At 56.6% G+C, this 16,990-nt stretch carries 11 protein-coding genes; 3 read left to right on the forward strand and 8 right to left on the reverse strand.

Features of this window, described 5'->3' with window-relative positions; genetic code table 11:
- Window position 1: 1 nt before the first annotated feature.
- From BSK43_RS16670 to BSK43_RS16690, 5 genes are all read right to left on the reverse strand, one after another.
- The gene (locus BSK43_RS16670; RefSeq protein WP_077471602.1) at window positions 2-1,411 is read right to left on the reverse strand and encodes a UDP-glucose/GDP-mannose dehydrogenase family protein; all 1,410 of its coding nucleotides are present in this window, start codon (window positions 1,409-1,411) and stop codon (window positions 2-4) included.
- 30 nt (window positions 1,412-1,441) lie between these two features.
- A complete protein-coding gene (locus tag BSK43_RS16675; RefSeq protein WP_246662620.1) occupies window positions 1,442-3,235 on the reverse strand; it encodes a glycosyltransferase family 2 protein in 1,794 nt (597 codons plus the stop codon).
- 44 nt (window positions 3,236-3,279) lie between these two features.
- A complete protein-coding gene (gene galE, locus BSK43_RS16680; protein WP_077471604.1) occupies window positions 3,280-4,266 on the reverse strand; it encodes a UDP-glucose 4-epimerase GalE in 987 nt (328 codons plus the stop codon).
- Window positions 4,266-5,279: a UDP-glucuronic acid decarboxylase family protein gene (locus BSK43_RS16685; RefSeq protein WP_077471605.1), complete on the reverse strand. Its 1,014-nt coding sequence runs from the start codon at window positions 5,277-5,279 to the stop codon at window positions 4,266-4,268. Before BSK43_RS16685 ends, galE begins: the two co-directional genes overlap by 1 nt.
- An 871-nt stretch (window positions 5,280-6,150) precedes the next feature.
- Window positions 6,151-6,570 (reverse strand): hypothetical protein, encoded by a 420-nt coding sequence (locus BSK43_RS16690; protein ID WP_246662606.1) that lies wholly within the window; start codon window positions 6,568-6,570, stop codon window positions 6,151-6,153.
- 258 nt (window positions 6,571-6,828) lie between these two features.
- Between BSK43_RS16690 and BSK43_RS16695 the strand changes: the two genes are divergently transcribed.
- Window positions 6,829-7,251 (forward strand): DoxX family protein, encoded by a 423-nt coding sequence (locus tag BSK43_RS16695; RefSeq protein ID WP_205910623.1) that lies wholly within the window; start codon window positions 6,829-6,831, stop codon window positions 7,249-7,251.
- Window positions 7,252-7,491: 240 nt separating this feature from the next.
- Window positions 7,492-7,866, forward strand: coding sequence for a response regulator (locus BSK43_RS16700; RefSeq protein ID WP_077471606.1), 375 nt, complete (start codon window positions 7,492-7,494; stop codon window positions 7,864-7,866).
- A gap of 47 nt (window positions 7,867-7,913) precedes the next feature.
- On the opposite strand, the gene treZ is transcribed toward BSK43_RS16700, so the two are convergent.
- Window positions 7,914-9,707, reverse strand: coding sequence for a malto-oligosyltrehalose trehalohydrolase (treZ, locus tag BSK43_RS16705; protein ID WP_077471607.1), 1,794 nt, complete (start codon window positions 9,705-9,707; stop codon window positions 7,914-7,916).
- A gap of 173 nt (window positions 9,708-9,880) precedes the next feature.
- Between treZ and treY the strand changes: the two genes are divergently transcribed.
- Window positions 9,881-12,304, forward strand: coding sequence for a malto-oligosyltrehalose synthase (gene treY / locus BSK43_RS16710; protein WP_246662621.1), 2,424 nt, complete (start codon window positions 9,881-9,883; stop codon window positions 12,302-12,304).
- Window positions 12,305-12,659: 355 nt separating this feature from the next.
- On the opposite strand, the gene BSK43_RS16715 is transcribed toward treY, so the two are convergent.
- On the reverse strand, window positions 12,660-15,785 hold the full coding sequence (locus BSK43_RS16715; protein ID WP_077471609.1) for an efflux RND transporter permease subunit: 3,126 nt from the start codon (window positions 15,783-15,785) through the stop codon (window positions 12,660-12,662).
- Window positions 15,782-16,984, reverse strand: coding sequence for an efflux RND transporter periplasmic adaptor subunit (locus BSK43_RS16720; protein ID WP_077471610.1), 1,203 nt, complete (start codon window positions 16,982-16,984; stop codon window positions 15,782-15,784). Before BSK43_RS16720 ends, BSK43_RS16715 begins: the two co-directional genes overlap by 4 nt.
- Window positions 16,985-16,990: the final 6 nt, after the last annotated feature.

Raw genomic sequence — 16,990 nt, forward strand, 5'->3', positions numbered from 1 at the left:
CTCACTTCTCCCGCACTGTAATTGAGGTCAGCTGTTCCCGTGTCCTGACTGTTCGCGGCCTGCCTGCACGCCTGGCGATTTCCTTGAGGTCGCCATGGAGGCTCGCTGACTTGCCGATTGTCGAAATGTGAAATTCGAGCCGCTGGGCGGCGTCCAGGTCCAACGCATTTCTAAGATCAATGAGGATCGGCTGCCGCATGTGCTCTTTGAGCTGGACCAGGTCCATCTTCTTGATCGTTTCCCACTCCGTCATGATGACGACCGCGTCGGCATCCCTTGTGCATTCGTAGAGATCGTCAAAAAAGTCGACGCCATCCAGAATTTTTGAGGCATTCTCGATCCCCACAGGATCATAGGCCCGGATGTGTCCGCCCAGCCGCTGCAATGCCTCTATGAGTTGCACTGAAGGCGCGTCGCCCACCTCATCGGTATCGGGCCTGACCGTGAGGCCAAGGATTGCAATCGTCAGCCCTTCTATGTCTCCGCCGAATGCCTCCGTCACCTTGCGTGCCATGCGTCGTTTGCGTGCATCGTTGACAGCAACCGTTTCCTCGACAATGCGAAGCGCCACCCCGTGATCGCGTGCCGTTTGCAGGAGGGCTAGCGTATCCTTCGGAAAGCAGGAGCCACCATAGCCCGGCCCAGCTGTGAGAAAATTCGTTCCAATGCGCTTGTCGAGCCCCATGCCAAGGGCCAGTTCGCTCACGTCGCTTCCCACCTCCTCGCAGAGGTCGGCCAACTCATTGATAAAAGTTATCTTTGTGGCCAGAAATGCATTTGCAGCGCATTTGATCAGTTCTGCGGTGCGTCGCGTGGTTACAATGAGCGGCGTATTCCGCAGCGCGGGCGGGCTGTCATAAAGTTCGACAAGGCGCCTGCATGCCCGCTCATCCTCGACGCCGATAATGATCCGATCAGGGGCGAGGAAATCACGGACTGCGAAACCCTCGCGCAGGAAATCCGGATTGGAAGCAATGGAAATTGCACCGGCCTTGCCGGCGGTGGCGATGATCTTTCGAACCATGTCTGCCGTTCCGACGGGCACGGTTGATTTCACAGCGATCACTGTATTGTCGGCAACAAGTGGTGCGAGCTCCCGCGCGGTCATATGCACAGAGGATAGGTCCGTATCGCCGTGGCCGACGCGCAAGGGAGTTCCGACGGCTATGAAGACAATGGCAGCTCCCTCCACCGCATCGGCGAGGTTGCAGGTAAAGTCCAGTTGGCCGGAGGCACAATTGCGCTCCACCAATTCATCGAGCTCAGGCTCGTAAACCGGCAGCTTCCCTTGCCGAAGGGATGCAATCTTCTGGACATTCTTGTCGAAGCAGACGACATCATGGCCCCATTCGGCAAAGCAAGTGCCGCTGACCAAACCTGCATATCCAGTTCCAATAACGGCTATTTTCATTTTGGATAAGCGCCAAAGGCGTCCTTCCTGTCATAAGCCACTTCTGTCGACATCACTCGCGCGCCAATGCGGACTGATCACCATCCTGTGCAAGCCACGTCCTCCGATGCCCGCTCCTGCTATCGAAAAGCGATCGTCAAACAACGCGTAGCCATCGGTGTCCCAGGTCAGAGATTGCAGCCCGTCGCGGCCGCGCGTGATGACGCCGAAACCCGGGAGTGCCATCAGGGCAAGGAGGCTGCAGGCGAGCAGGGGACGATAAAGGCGCCTGCTCATGCGCACTGTGTTTTCGCGTGCATGTTGCCGAACGATAACCAGTAGCAGCAACGTGTAGATCGCAGCATTCAGTCCGGCGAAAATGTAAAAGCCGCTGGCTTCCTGCGCGTTCGTCACAAACAGCACCGGTAGAATGGACAGCAGCGATAGCAAAACATAAGGCACGAGGATCCGAAGAGGCAGCGGATCTACCTCCGAAGTACCTTTCGGTGTGACCCGAAAATCCACGAACGAACCGGTCGCCCAGTCGCGAACTGCCGCCAAAGCGCCGGCGAGCGCCCAAGGCCAGCGGGCAAACAAGAACAACGTCAGCTCCCAGCTCAGAATCTTTGCATTCATCGGTCGAAACGTGGTCGTCCTGCGCCAACGATAGGCAAACAGGACGAGCAGGACCGATTGTGGCAAAAAGTGCAGCAGAAACTCCGGGTAGGGGACTGCAACAAAAGTCTTTCCACGGATCAGCGCGATTATCGGCAGTGCAAACATCAGACCCATGAAGAGGGAAAAAAGCGAGTACCAGAGCTGCGAGAACAGGAACTGGACCTTGAGGCGCACCGGCAGTCGGCCCACCAGTTTCGGCGAATATTGCAAAAGGATCATCATCAGACTGCGCGACCACTGAAACTCCTGCGTGATGAGGTCGGCAAACGTGCGCGGACCATCGCCATGGGCTATCGCGTCGAGCGCATGAACGCCGTGCCAGCCGTGAGCATTCATCATCAAGGTCGTCGAATGATCCTCTGCCAGCTCGGGGCCGAGACCACCGATGCTTCTAAGCGCTACGGTGCGGACCGCGTAGTGAGATCCGATGCAGAGTGGTGAGAGCCCGCCATTAAACCCCGCTTGAAGCGATCCGTGCATGCTGGCTTCGGCATAGAGACGTCCGCGTGCGGACCAGCTTTCGGGCGCGTTTTGATCACAGATACTGGGCGCGGATACATAGCCGACGGCCGGATCTGCAAACGGGCGAAGCATCTGATGAAGGTATCCTTGCTCGGGAACATGATCGGCGTCGAGCTGGGCAACGAAATCATAGCCTTCATAACCATATTGATCGTAGAAGAAGGCGAGATTGCCTTCCTTGCATCTGGTCCGCCGTGGCCACGTCTGGCGGTGATAATCCGGCCTTCCCTTGCGGGTGGAGATATGGACACCGTGGGTGTCGCACCAACGCTGCGTCTCGGGTGACGGATCCTCATCGGCGAGCCAGGTGTCATGCTCTACATCCTGGGCCAACATGGCCTCCAATGTTCGAGCAACGACAGCAAACGGCTCTGAAGGTGCCTTTGTCACCACCATTGCCACGCGGCTGCCAACCGGTATCCGAAGCTGGCCGGTTGGCCGGCGGGCGCGATAAAAGACGACAATGAAATAAGCTGGGATGATCGTCACCCAAGCAAGCACCAGGGTCAACAAGACTGAACCAATAGGATCGACATGATGCGCCGGTATGAGCCACCAGCTCCAAAAGTAGGCAAGCGCCAGAAGCCAAAGTGCGGCATAACCCAGATATTCTGTTCGCTGGCGGCCACGTAGCACGCGCGTCATAAGCGGCTCGTCGCCAATCGTCTGGACTTGCGTCAGGTTTGAGTTCATCCCCGCACCTCCAGCCCGAAGAACGGAGCTGCAGTCCGAATGATCGTCTCGATGTCCGAATGAACGGCGCGAAAGCCGAGTTTTTCAGCTGCAAGATCGGACGCTGCGTAAAGGACGGGTGGATCGCCTGCTCGCCGGGCGCGGACTGCGACCGGAACCGGGCGCCCGCAAATGAGAGAGATCGTGTGCAAGATGTCCTTGATGGATGTTCCGCGTCCGCTCCCAAGGTTGACGGCAAGATTGGCTCCACCTCTAATCAGATAGTCAACTGCCAATACATGCGCTCGTGCCAGATCCGTGACGTGAATATAATCTCGAATGCATGTTCCATCTGGTGTGGCGTAGTCGTCACCAAAGATGTCGAGGACATCGATGGTCCCCCTGGCCGCCAAGAGCGCACGGGGAATTAAATGTGTTTCCGGATCGTGCCATTCGCCCAACTCGTGCTCCGGATCAGCGCCCGACGCATTAAAATAGCGCAGCGCTACGTAGTGCAGCCCGTAGGCTGCCGAATAGTCGGCAAGCATATGTTCCGCAATCAGCTTTGTTCTTCCATAAGGATTGATCGGGCGTTGGGCCTGGGATTCGCGGATCGGCAGATGATCGGGAATGCCGTAGGTCGCACAGCTTGACGAGAAGATCAGTTTATCTGCACCTGTGCGACGGCAAGCTTCCAACAATGATAGCGTGCCGTTTACATTGTTTGCGTAATACTTTGCCGGGTTCTCGACGGACTCGCCAACATAGGCCGAAGCTGCGAAATGGATCACGGCTGCAGGCTTATGGTTCTCAATCGTTTCGACAAGTCGTTGGGTGTCGAGGATGTCCCCTTCTATAAAAGGCCCCCAGCGCACCGAAGTCCGGTGGCCCGTCGAAAGATTGTCATAGACAATCGGCTCGAAGCCTTGCTTGTAGAGAAGTTTGGCGGTGTGGCTGCCGATAAAGCCGGCGCCGCCTGCGACCAGTATTTGCCGCCTGGACATCACGCTGCCTCGAAGAGCTCGTTGCCGGGCCGGGCCAATTGGCGCTCGAAATAGGAGATGGTGGACTTCAAGCCTTCTACCAGCGCGACAGATGGCTCCCATCCCAATTCCCGCCTCGCGGCCGCGATATCTGGTCTACGCTGACGAGGGTCGTCTATCGGCAATGTCTTATAGACGATCCTCGAGGACGAGCCTGTGATGGCAATGATCTGTTCGGCAAGATCGCGCACCGTGAATTCGGCCGGATTGCCGAGATTGATAGGTGTATGAAGAGCCGATTGGTTTCCCATCAGCCGCACAAAACCCTCAACCAGATCGTCGACGTAGCAGAAGGACCGTGTCTGTGAACCGTCACCATAAACGGTGATGTCGTGTCCTCTGAGTGCCTGGACGATGAAATTGGAGACAACGCGACCGTCGTCGGGACGCATACGAGGCCCATAGGTATTGAAGATGCGGGCGATCCTGATATCGACGCCATATGTCACGTGAAAATCGCGAAAGAGCGTTTCGGCTGAGCGCTTGCCTTCATCGTAGCAGGAACGGGGGCCGAAGGAGTTGACGTTGCCCCAATAATTCTCCGGTTGAGGATGAACCTGTGGATCGCCATAGACCTCCGAGGTGGAGGCCTGGAATATGCGCGCTTGATGACGGGCGGCGAGCTCCAGGAGATTGAGGGCTCCAAGGACGCATGTTTTCATCGTATGGATCGGGTCCGCCTGATAATGCGGCGGCGAGGCCGGACATGCCAGATTGTAGATCTCGTCAATGGGCAGATTGATCGCTGTTATTATGTCATGTCGTATGAAACTGAACGTGTCGAAACGGAGGAGATGCCACAGATTTTCCATGCGTCCGGTTGAGAAGTTATCGACGCAGACGACATTGTGACCTTCATGTAGGAGGCGATCGCAAAGATGCGAACCAAGAAATCCCGCCCCACCCGCGACGAGAATAGTGCGCTTGTGTGTATTTTTTTGAGATCGGGCTTCGGATTTGAACACTATACTCATAAAACTCTCCCAAAACCTGTACGCACACCTGAAACTCAAGGAAAAACGGCACTGTTTTCCCTTCCAGTAGGTGTATAAATCTAGGAAGCGGGCCTATTCGCTTCCGATTATAATTTACTAATATTTAACTATTCTGTCGTTATCCGGGAATTCGAAAATTTTACAATTTGTCCATATTTCTGTTCTTGAGAAAAACAATAGGAAATAAAAAACTGCGTGTTATAAATAATTTATCCAATGATCCATGTGTTAATGGGTCGAATTATTCGGAGAAAATGTGATGTATTCTTGGTTGATTATTTTAAGTTTGGTTTGTTTTTTAAGTCGTCTTGTCCATGTCAACTGAACATGCGGCGAATACGGTTGTTGCGAACTTTAAAGCTACCCACGAAGGCAGGTCGCCGCACTCGTCGAGGATGACGAGATCAATATGAACAGCGCGATTGGTAATCTGGCCGGCGTGTCGCCGGCTCGATACACTTTCAAGGTCGCGGGTTGAAAGTGCCTCTGCTCAGACTACCGCTTGGCCTGCTCGATGGTTGGCGCGAGCTTATAATGAAGCTCCGAAACAGACGGCTGCAAATTCCAGATTGGACGAAGTTAAAATCCGAACCGCACGCATGTAAGTTCCAAGCCGCGCGCACAGGCTAAGGCGCAGGCGGCACAGTCTCCTTCGATGTCCGCAAATCCGCTTTCCGACAAGGTCGCGAGTCTGGATGACGACATCAGGTAGCTGAAGGGCCAGTTGGTTGAAAAGCTACTTTTGCGGAAGGCTCAGCTGAGAAAAATGCTTGAGCGCTTCAAGCGCTCACAGCCGTCGAGTACTCCATACGAACCAAAGGCCAATGTGACATCTCTCACGGTGCGCAGCCTATTTCGGATCTTCATAAGTATAGAGTGCACACATTTCATTGCTGCTTCTCGGTGCCCGTTTGCCAGTGAAGACGGCAATTGCGGTAGACTCCGATCCGTCGGCCCATGACGCAACAAAGGTTACGTCGCCAGATCCGCAAAGTTGATTGCCATTTTGCAATTCGGGATCGCCAGGCTCTTTGACACGATAGACCGACGCCGGCACGTTCCGACCATCAACGCTGAAGTGGTCGGCGACGAGATCGGAAAATTCGAGCGACTCTCCGTTCTCAAACTTGATGCTGAAATCGTCCAGCCAGACATCGCCGGTGATGCTCATGGCTGTATTGCTCATCGCTACATAGTGATCCGCCTGCTGGGCAAGTGCTCCAGACGTTGAGAGGATCGTCAGAAGGCTGGAAAGGATAAGGCTGCGCAATTTTAAATCTCGCGAAAGTGACGTAAACGGGTTGGCCGGTCCGATACATTGCATCTTTTCTCCGGAATGCAGAGGCTCATTTTGAGGTGCTTTCAGGCATCATTGCGCGGCGTCCATAATATTCGCGGCCGGCGTCTGAGGAGCCTGCTCGTTTGGCCCGCCTGTCATCGTACTCGAAAAAAATCTCTCTCCCCCTGTCGGAACCCCGCTCCGCGTGCCGTCCTTGGAGCATCAACCAGTTCAAACCGGAGGCATATCGTGGAAAACACTCAATCGATCTGGCAGATTGCCGCCATTCTCATCGCCCGCCTGATTTTCGCTGCGATCTTCCTGATGGCGGTCTCGTTCAAGTTCATGGATATGGGGGCTACGGCCGGCTACATCGCCGCTGCCGGTTTTCCCTTGCCGCTGTTCCTCGCCTGGTGTGCAGCAGCCCTCGAAGTGCTGCTGGTCATTGCCTTCCTGACCGGCGCGTTCTTCACGCCGGCGGCCCTCATTGGCTCTGTCTATGTTATCTTCCTGGGGTTCTCATTCCATGGTCCATCGCACTGGGCCGGCAACCAAGCCGAGTTTGGCTTTTTCGTTGACCACTTCACATTCTTGGCCGGCCTATTGTTCGCCGCCGTGCACGGGCCGGGCAGCACGCTTGCCATCAGAGCGGGCTGGCGGAGCAGGGTGTAAGCGCTGCACATGAGCTGAAGCCGGCCGTGGCAACTATGTCTTTGGAGACATCACTGATGTGGCTGGCCAGCAGCTCCTCCTGCGTCCGGCATCGTCAACTATCCAGAGCGGGTATGCCCCCACACGATCGGGCGCAATTCGCAGAGACAGGCGCGCTCCTCCTCTGATCGGCGCGCCCGGAACAAATGCCGTATCGACCAAGTTATTAGCAAGGTTATCTATGCGGGGCTCGCTCAGCACATGAAAGTCTTGATTGTCGAAGATGAAGCCATCATTGCCGAGCACTTGAGGATGATAGCGATCGATGCCGGGTTCATTCCGCTTGGTCCCGCATCGACCATGGAGCAGGCTATGGCCTATGGGCCAAAAGCTGAAATCGCCTTGATCGATGTCGGTCTTGTCGACGGCACCAGCGGGCTACAGCTCGCACGTAGATTGATTGATCGTCATTATACGACCGTGATCTTCGTTACAGGCTCACCGCAAATCTTGAAAGATGGCTTCGCGGGTGCATTCGACGCGATAATAAAGCCATTCGTCGATTCCGAGGTCGCTGAGATCCTGCAGCGAGCCAGGGATTTCCGGCTGACAGGCCGCCATGCCAGTGGCGATTGAATGCGTGGATTTACAGCCTTTGGCAATCGCGACGGTCCAAAGGAAAACTAATGATCATGGGCGTGATCTTCCAAAACTCCTGCTGAAAGATCCCAGACGACCGTCCAGGGCGCCATACGGTTTCCCGAAGGACTTGCCGATGTGAACAAGACGTGATCTCCAGCTGGGATTTCGTGGCATACCGTCTCACCCGACAGGTTAGCCGTCAGCTGCAGTGTTACCTGACCGAACTGCCAGCGCACGCAGATGAGTGGGCTTATTTGATCATAGATTGAGGAATGTCCGCATGCGCGCTGAAGCAGCGGCACAATTTTTTCGCGCCGAAGACCTATCAGACGTTCATAGTAGTGACTGAGTTCGCTGTTTTGCGCAGCCTTGTCCCAACGCAATTTCGCGCTGAGAAAGGTGGCCTCGCCGGTTGGGTCGGGCGCGTCTTCCGCATCGAAACCCGGCAGACGTGATAATTCCTCCTTGCGGCCAAGCCTGACCTTGCTGTTGAGATTTTCGTCTAGATCGCAGAAGAACGGAAAGGGCTCCGTGGAGCCCCACTCCTCACCCATGAAGAGCATCGGGGTTTGTGGTGAGAGCAGATAGACAGCCGCGATCGCTTTGATAGCTTCGATCGGACGGGAAGCGACCATGCGATCCCCCATTGCCCTGTTGCCGATCTGATCGTGGTTCTGGATGAAGGAGATAAAGGCGGTGGACGGCAAGCCGGCGCTCGGGGTGCCTCTGGATCGGCCGCGATATGTCATGGGTTCACCCTGAAACGCGAAACCCTCGGCGAGTGCCCGGCCAAGGCGGGATTGATAGTCGGTATAATCCCCGTAATAGCCAAAGGTTTCGCCCGTCGCCGCCACGTGCAGACCATGATGGATATCGTCATTCCACTGAGCCGTAAAATGACAAGGCTTGCCTTCGCCATCGCGGATCAGAAGACCGGAATTATTGTCTTCATTTTCAAGGATCAGATGGATGTGGCGCTCCGGCAAAGCCTGTCTGACGCTGTCCGCCAATTCATGAAGAACATGCGGGTCGCTATCGTCCTTGATGGTGTGAACGGCATCGAGCCGTAGGCCATCCACGCGAAACTCGCGGAGCCAATAGATCGCGTTCTGAATAACAAAATCGCGAACGAAGCGGCTGCCGTCGCCATCGTAATTCAAACCGTATCCCCACGGTGTCTTGTGCCGATCGCTGAAGATGGGGGTATAGGCCGGTAATTCGTTTCCGTCCGGCCCGAAATGATTATAGACGACATCGAGAAAGACGCAGATCCCATGCGCATGGGCGGCATCGACAAGCCTCTTCAGATCCGCAGGGCGCCCATAACTGCTGTCGGGCGCATAAGGCAGAACGCCGTCATAACCCCAGCCGTAACGTCCCGGGAAATCGCTAATCGGCATGAGCTGAATGGCGGTAATGCCAAGCTTCTGCAGATGGTCGAGCTTTTCGATCACCGACAGGAATGTACCGTCTTCGGTAAAGGCTCCGACATGAAGCTCGTAGATGACGATCTCTACCCAGCGGCGGCCTTTCCAATCCTGCGTCCGCCAGTCAAATTCCGGATCAATAAGTTCGCTCGGCCCATGAACGTCATGGGGCTGGAAGCGCGACGCAGGATCGGGCACCTCGAGACCATCTGGCAAAATAAATTTATAGAGATCGCCCGGCCGTGCATCGGAGATCTCCACGACATGCCAGCCATGTTCAATCGGCTGCATCTCCCATTCCCCACGCTGCTCAATTCGCACACTCACTCTTTCGGCGAGGGGTGCCCATAGGCGAAAAAGGGTGGCGTCCTCTCTGATTTCCGGTCCGAATGCGAGGCTTGCCTGCATATCACCCGTCCATTCCCGATTTAAATATCCGCGCATCCCCAACGCACTTTGGCGGTAACTGTTCCTGAGGCTGGAACGGATCGCCTTCAGCCCCGTTGATAATAGCCGGTCAGTTGCAAGGGGAAGCCATGACGATTCCAACCTCCACCTACCGCCTGCAATTTCGCGGCGACATGACATTCAGGCGGGCGACGGGGTTGGTAGCCTATCTAAAGGATCTCGGCATCAGCCACGTCTATGCTTCACCGATCTTCACCGCGACCAAGGGGTCGACGCATGGCTATGATGTCACCGATGCAAACGAGATCGACCCCGTGCTCGGCGGCCGAAAAGCTTTCGATGCCTTCGTGGATGCCTTGCAGCAGGGAGGGCTTGGCCTGATTGTTGATATCGTACCGAACCATATGGCGGCTTCGGTCGAAAATCCCTGGTGGCGTGATGTGCTGCAGCGCGGTTCGAAAAGCGCCTATGCTTGCCATTTCGACATTGATTGGAGCCGCAAACTGACGCTGCCTCAGCTGGGAAAGCCGTTTGAGGAGGCTTTGGCGGCCGGCGAATTCGAGGTTCTTTGCGAGCCTGACAATGGCCTGGTGCAACTTGCCTATTTTGATCATCGATTTCCCCTTTCAGATGAAAGCGTCTGGGAAGTATTGGCGCAGACAGCCGCGGATGCCCGGCTCTTGCAGGCATTTTCGCGAGACGCTGTTAGAATGAAGGCTCTGCTCGAAGCGCAGCATTGGCAATTACTTCAATGGAAAGATGCTGCCGACAATCTCAGTTATCGCCGCTTCTTCGAAGTCGCCGGGCTGGTCGGTATGCGGGTGGAAGACGAGCGCGTCTTTGAAGAGACGCATCGATTGATCATAGAGTTGGTTCGCTCCGGTCAGGTGCAGGGTTTACGCGTCGATCATATCGATGGGTTGGCTGATCCGAAGACCTATCTCGGGCGCCTCCGCCAAGCTACCGGTCCGGATATCTTCATTGTCGTCGAGAAAATTTTGGGGCGTGGCGAGGCGCTGTCGGTGGACTGGCCCATATCAGGCACGACCGGGTATGAATTCATCTGCGCGATAAGCGACCTATTCATCGCGGAGGATGGGCTGCATAAAATCGATATGGCATATCGCCCCATCGGCACGGAACATGCCGAGTTTGCGACAGGTTTACGCAGTGCAAAGCTGTTGATGGTTGAGCGTAATTTTGCCGGGGAGATGGCACGCTTGACTGGGTTGGTTCTGTCCATTTTCTCGGATTTCAGCGAGGCGGATCTGTCGGCGGCACTTCGGGAATTGTTGGTCGCGTTTCCGGTCTACCGGACTTACGGCTACGGGGGAGCGCTATCGTCCGAAGATGAAGCGGTGCTCTGCGACGCTATCAAAGATGCACAATCCAGATTGCCGCACACCTCCGCTCTGAGCGCGATAGCTACGCTGCTGCGAGGGGATATTGCGGGTGCCTTGGCCCTTGAATTCCGAACCCGATTTCAGCAATTGAGCGGCCCGGTTATGGCGAAGGCTGTCGAGGACACGCTCTTTTATCGTTACAACTGCCTGATCGCTTCAAATGAGGTGGGAGGTGATCCCACCGCAGTGCCGGGAGGTGTTGCTGCCTTCCACCACTTCATGGCGGATCGCCTTCAACGGCAACCCCAGGGACTGTCCGCAACCGCAACCCATGACACCAAACGCGGAGAGGATGGACGCGTGCGCCTTTACAGCCTCACACAGCATCCGGAGATCTGGACCGCGGGTGTTGCGCGCTGGTGTTCGATGAATATGGGCTTTCGCTCCGAGCTCGCCGATGGTTCAGCGCCGGAACCGAATGTCGAGTGGATGCTATATCAGGCGCTCGCCGGCATCTGGCTGGAATATGCTGGAGAGGCTGAGAGAGGTGATCTCAGGGATCGATTCAAAGCCTATGCCCTGAAGGCGATACGCGAGGCGAAACTACGCACGGATTGGATGGATGGGGATCCGGTCTATGAAAAGGCGATTCTGAACTATATCGAGCAGCTGCTTTCGCCTGACAATGGAGTGTTCATGAACGACTTTGGGAAGACCCTGCAGCCGTTCATCGACAACGGCTATCTGAACAGCCTGTCGCAACTGCTGATCAAGCTGACGGTTCCCGGTATTCCCGATATCTATCAGGGCAATGAAGGGCTCGATTTCAGCATGGTCGATCCGGATAATCGCCGGCCGGTCGTCTACGGGCAGGCAGACACGCCGAACAAACATTGGGCGGCCTCTCTCAAGCGAAGGATCATGCGCGGTGTGCTGCGCCACCGCGAGGATCATCCCAGGCTCTTTGATGAAGGCAGCTATGTGCCGCTTGAGGTCACAGGAGCCCGCGCGAATAATCTTGTGGCCTTCGCACGAATTCTCGAGGGCGAGATTGCCGTGACGATAGTGCCGCGTCTCGTTGATGCCGCCAACTTCGGTTCTGGCTTCTGGAAGGATACTGCGGTTATCATGCCGCTAAAGCCTGATCAGCAAATGCATGATCTTCTGACGGGTAATCCACGGCCGATGAGCGCAATTCCGGTGGCGCAATTGTTTGCCGACCATCCCGTGGCTTTCCTGGTCGGGTCCACCTGAGCGTTCTGCAGTTAGTGGGCATATTGAGCGGTTTATGCAGTGCGGCGCCTGCCTTTGTAGGCTGTAGTAAGCCAGCATCTCCTGGTTCCTGCATATACGTCATTGAAGGTAGTGCCGAGTTGCCTGCAGCGGGAGCTCGGGAAAACCAGTTCCACTCAATTCTGCCTAGAGAGCTGCTCTTTGGCGAAAATGCCCGCTCTACCTATCAGTCACCTCGCACCAAAAGGGACATCCGGCCACAATGCCTATTCTCTGGAATCTGCGCTTGAGGTGGCATTGCCAACCGGATTTTCCTTTTTAGTCTTGCCGCCACCTCACCCTTTCATGAGGTCTTATTCTCTCACGAATGGCCTATCTATCGCGAATTCGCCGCTTCCCTGCTCATATTGGCGCGGCGGACCAGTTCGTAGGCATGCGAACCGGCGTTGGTACGTGGGCGCGACAGGCTATTGAGCGCCAGATAAACGACGGGCGTTGTGAAGAGGGTAAGCATCTGCGAGACGATCAATCCGCCGACGATCGCGATTCCGAGCGGCACCCTAAGCTCGGCGCCCGCACCCGTTCCTAGCGCCAATGGCAGGGCGCCGAGAAGGGCTGCAAGGGTCGTCATCATGATGGGCCGAAAACGAAGCAGACAGGCCTGGCGGATGGCCTCCACCGGTGACAGCCCCTGGTTTCGCTCCGCTTCCAGCGCGAAATCGATCATCATGATCGCATTCTTCTTGACGATGCCGATCAGGAGAATGATGCCGATCATCCCCATGATGGAAAGGTCCTGACCGCATAACCTCAGCGCCAAGAGTGCGCCAAGACCGGCGGAAGGCAAGGTCGATATGATCGTCAACGGATGGATCGCGCTTTCGTAAAGAACGCCAAGAACGATATAGACGGCGATTACGGCGGCCAGAATGAGCCATGGCTGGCTGCTCAGCGAATCTTGGAAAGCCTGTGCCGTCCCCTGGAAGGAGCCGATGATCGTGATCGGCATGCCGACGGTCTGCTCGGCACCATGGATCGCCGTTACCGCATCGCTCAGCGCGACGCCCGGTTTCAGATTGAACGACAGTGTGGTTGCGGGCATCGAGCCTTGGTGGTTGATCGAGACGGGCATCACGCCGGTCTTCAGCGAGCCCAACAGACTGAGCGGCACCAGTTTCTGGGTGGTCGCCGATCGGACGTAGAGATGGCCGAGCGCCTCTGGAGACAGGGCAAAACGCGGGTCCACCTCCATGACCACATGATATTGGCTGACCTGCGTAAACAGCGTCGCTACCTGTCTCTGGCCGAAGGCGTCATACAGCGTCTCGTCGATCGCCTCGATGCTGACGCCCAGTCGTGCCGCAGTCGCGCGGTCGATATCGAGCGTCACGCTGCTTGCGGCTTTTTGCTTGTCAGAGATGACATCCTGGAGCTGCGGCAATGCGCTCAATGCCTTTGTCATCACCGCGGCCCACTTGTCCAGTTCTGCGGGATCCGGGCCTTGCAGCGTGTACTGATACTGAGAAGCAGATGAACGCCCACCAACCTGAATGTCCTGGCGGACCTGCATCCCGAATGTCAGGCCTTCAAGACCTGAGACCGCCTTTTTCAATCGCGCCATGACATCCGGCGCCGGGCTTCGCTGTCCGAACGGCTTGAGATTGATCTGCACCTGCCCGACGCTGGCGGAAGGGCTGGGGTTGATCCAATAGGCGACATTGTCGACGGCAGGGTCGGCCATCATGATCTTTCCGAGTGCCTGCATACGTTCGGACATGTTGTCGAACGAGATGTCCGTCGCAGCTTGCGCTTGACCTTGAATGAAACCTGTATCCTGCTGCGGCAGGAAGCCCTTCGGAACCACCACATAGAGCCACAATGTGGCGCCAAGCGTCGCGATGGTGATCGCGAGAGTGATCAGGCGGTAACGCAACACGATATCGAGGCCGTCGCCATAGCGTCGCGTGCAGGCGTCAAAGAACATTTCGGACCAGCGATAGAGGCGGCCGCGCGGCCGGCCGTGGTCATTCTTGATGAGCCAGGCACACAGCATTGGCGTGACAGTGAGCGACACGACGCCGGAAATCAGGATCGCGACACTTACTGTCACCGCAAACTCACGGAAAAGGCGCCCGACAATGCCGCCCATCAGCAGAATGGGAATGAACACGGCAATCAGCGAAATGGTCATGGATACGATCGTAAAGCTGACCTCACCCGCGCCCTCTATCGCGGCCCGCAGCTTGGGCTTTCCGTCCTCGATATGGCGGACGATGTTTTCGATGACAACGATCGCATCATCCACGACAAAGCCGACGGCGATGGTCAATCCCATCAGCGACAGGTTATCCAGGCTATAGCCGAGCAGATACATGACAGCGAAGGTGCCAACCAGCGAAAGTGGAATGGTGACGGCCGGGATGAGCGTGGCCCACAGGTTGCGCAGGAAGCTGAAGATGACCATGACGACCAATGCGATGGTGATCAGCATCGTAATCTGGACATCGCGAATCGAGGCGTCGATGATCTGCGTGCGGTCGCCCACGACCGAGAGCTTGATGCCGGCCGGAAGAGAGGCTTGCAGCATGGGAAGCCGATCCTTGATGGCCCGGATCGTGTCCAGGACATTCGAACCGGCCATCTTGTGAACATCGATCATTACCGACCGGTTCATCTTTAGCCAGGCGGCCTGGTTCGAATCCAGGGGTGCCGTCAGCACAGTGCCGATATCCTGCACGAAGATCGGCGCGCCGTTTCGATAGGCGATGACCATGGATTTGTATGCCGGTACGTCGACGATTTGGTCGGTGGCGTCGAGGACCATCGTTCGTCCGCCACCGGTGACCGATCCTTTCGGCGCGCTCAAGGTCTGCTGTCCGATCGTTGTGCGGATATCTTCCATGGTGAGATCGCGTGAGGCTACCTTGTCGGGATCGAGGCGAACGCGGATCGAAGGGCGTTGCGGCCCATGGAAGTCCACCAGGCCGACACCATCCATCTGCGAAATTTGCTGTGCGATGATGTCTTCTGCGTAGTGATCGAGTTCAGTCAGCGGCAGTCTGTCCGAGGTCAGGGCCAGTGTCAGCACCGTCGCCTCCGCCGGATTGGCCTTGTGAAACGCCGGTGCGCTCGGGAGATCCTTGGGAAGCTGGCCACTGGCTGCACTGATCGCCGCCTGCACGTCCTGCGCGGCGCTGTCGATGTTTCGGTTCAGGTCGAACTGCATGGTGACATTGGTGCGTCCAGAGGAGCTGACCGAGGTCATCTGCGACACGCCGGCGATGGTCGAGAGCTGATTTTCCAAAGGCGTTGCGACCGATGTCGCCATTGTATCGGCGCTGGCACCTGGAAGCGTGGTCTCAATCTGGATCGTCGGGAAATCGACTTGCGGGAGCGATGCGACCGGCAACATCATGTAAGCGACGGTGCCGAGAAGCAAAACCCCCAGAGCAAGCAGACAGGTTCCGACCCGACGCCGGATGAAAATCTCCGAAAAGCTCATTGACCCTGATCTCCGGCAGCAGCGACATTCGCGGTCGAAGGACGCGCCTTGACCAAGGTGCCGTCCGTCAATCTCGACTGGCCCGATGTCACAACGGTATCTCCCGGCTTCGGGCCGGAGAGAAGGGTCGTCATGCCGGCGGTGACCGGGCCGGTCTTCACCGAGACCGTGGCAACGGTGCTGTCCGACTTCACGATAAAGACATAGGGACCTGTCTGGCCATTCTGGATGGCGGCCGAGGGCACGACAGTCGAGCCTCGATCGGTCCTCAGAACAATACGGGCACTCACCAATTCTCCCGGCCAAAGCGCCAGGTCGTCATTGGCAAAGACTGCCTTGAGCTTGACCATGCCCGTGCTCATGTCGACCTGGCTATCGATGACGGACAATTTGCCGTCGGCCAGATGGCGGACACCGTCCCGGCTGTCCACAGCAACAGAAAGAGCATTCTGCGTCTGGCCGGAAATCAGATCGGGCAGTTCGTCTTGCGGCAAGGAGAAGAGAACTGCAATCGGCTGCATTTGCGTGATGGTTACGATCCCGGTGGTGTCACTGGTATGAACGATGGCGCCCTGTTCTGCCTGACGCAGGCCCGCACGGCCGCTGATTGGAGCGGTCACGGTGGCAAAGCTAAGGTTAAGCTTGGCGGTCTCGATTGCAGCTTGCTCACCGGCGGCCGTCGCTTCCATGATCGCGACCTGCGCGGCGGCGGTATCTGCTGTTTGTGTTGTGCCGCTTCCCGTCGTTGTTAGTTTCCTGGCGCGCGCCTCATCGATCTTGGCGGCATCAAGCTGGGCGATATCCTTGCGATAGGCGGCTTGTGCCTGGTTGATTGCTGCCTCATAGGGACGTGGATCGATCTCGGCGATAACGTCGCCAGCCTTGACGTTCTGTCCTTCGCTGAAGAGCACCTTCTGCAGTTGGCCGTCGGCACGCACCTTCACATCTACCGCCGTGATCGGCGTGACATACCCGAGACCGGACCGTTCGATCGGAACGTCCTGCCTGGAAACAAATGCAGTTTCCACCGGCACCGATGCGAGAGCTGGCGAGGTAGCCTGCGGTGCGGACTGGCTTTCGTTGGCAGGCAATGCGAAGAAGATGGCTGCCCCGGCAATCGCGATACAGGTAATGGCTCCCAAGGCTATTTTACCGCCACCTGGTGTCGTCTTGAGCCGTATAGAATCCGGACCGTCCATATTTCA

Source organism: Rhizobium sp. P44RR-XXIV (genome assembly GCF_001999485.2).
Taxonomy (GTDB): domain Bacteria; phylum Pseudomonadota; class Alphaproteobacteria; order Rhizobiales; family Rhizobiaceae; genus Rhizobium.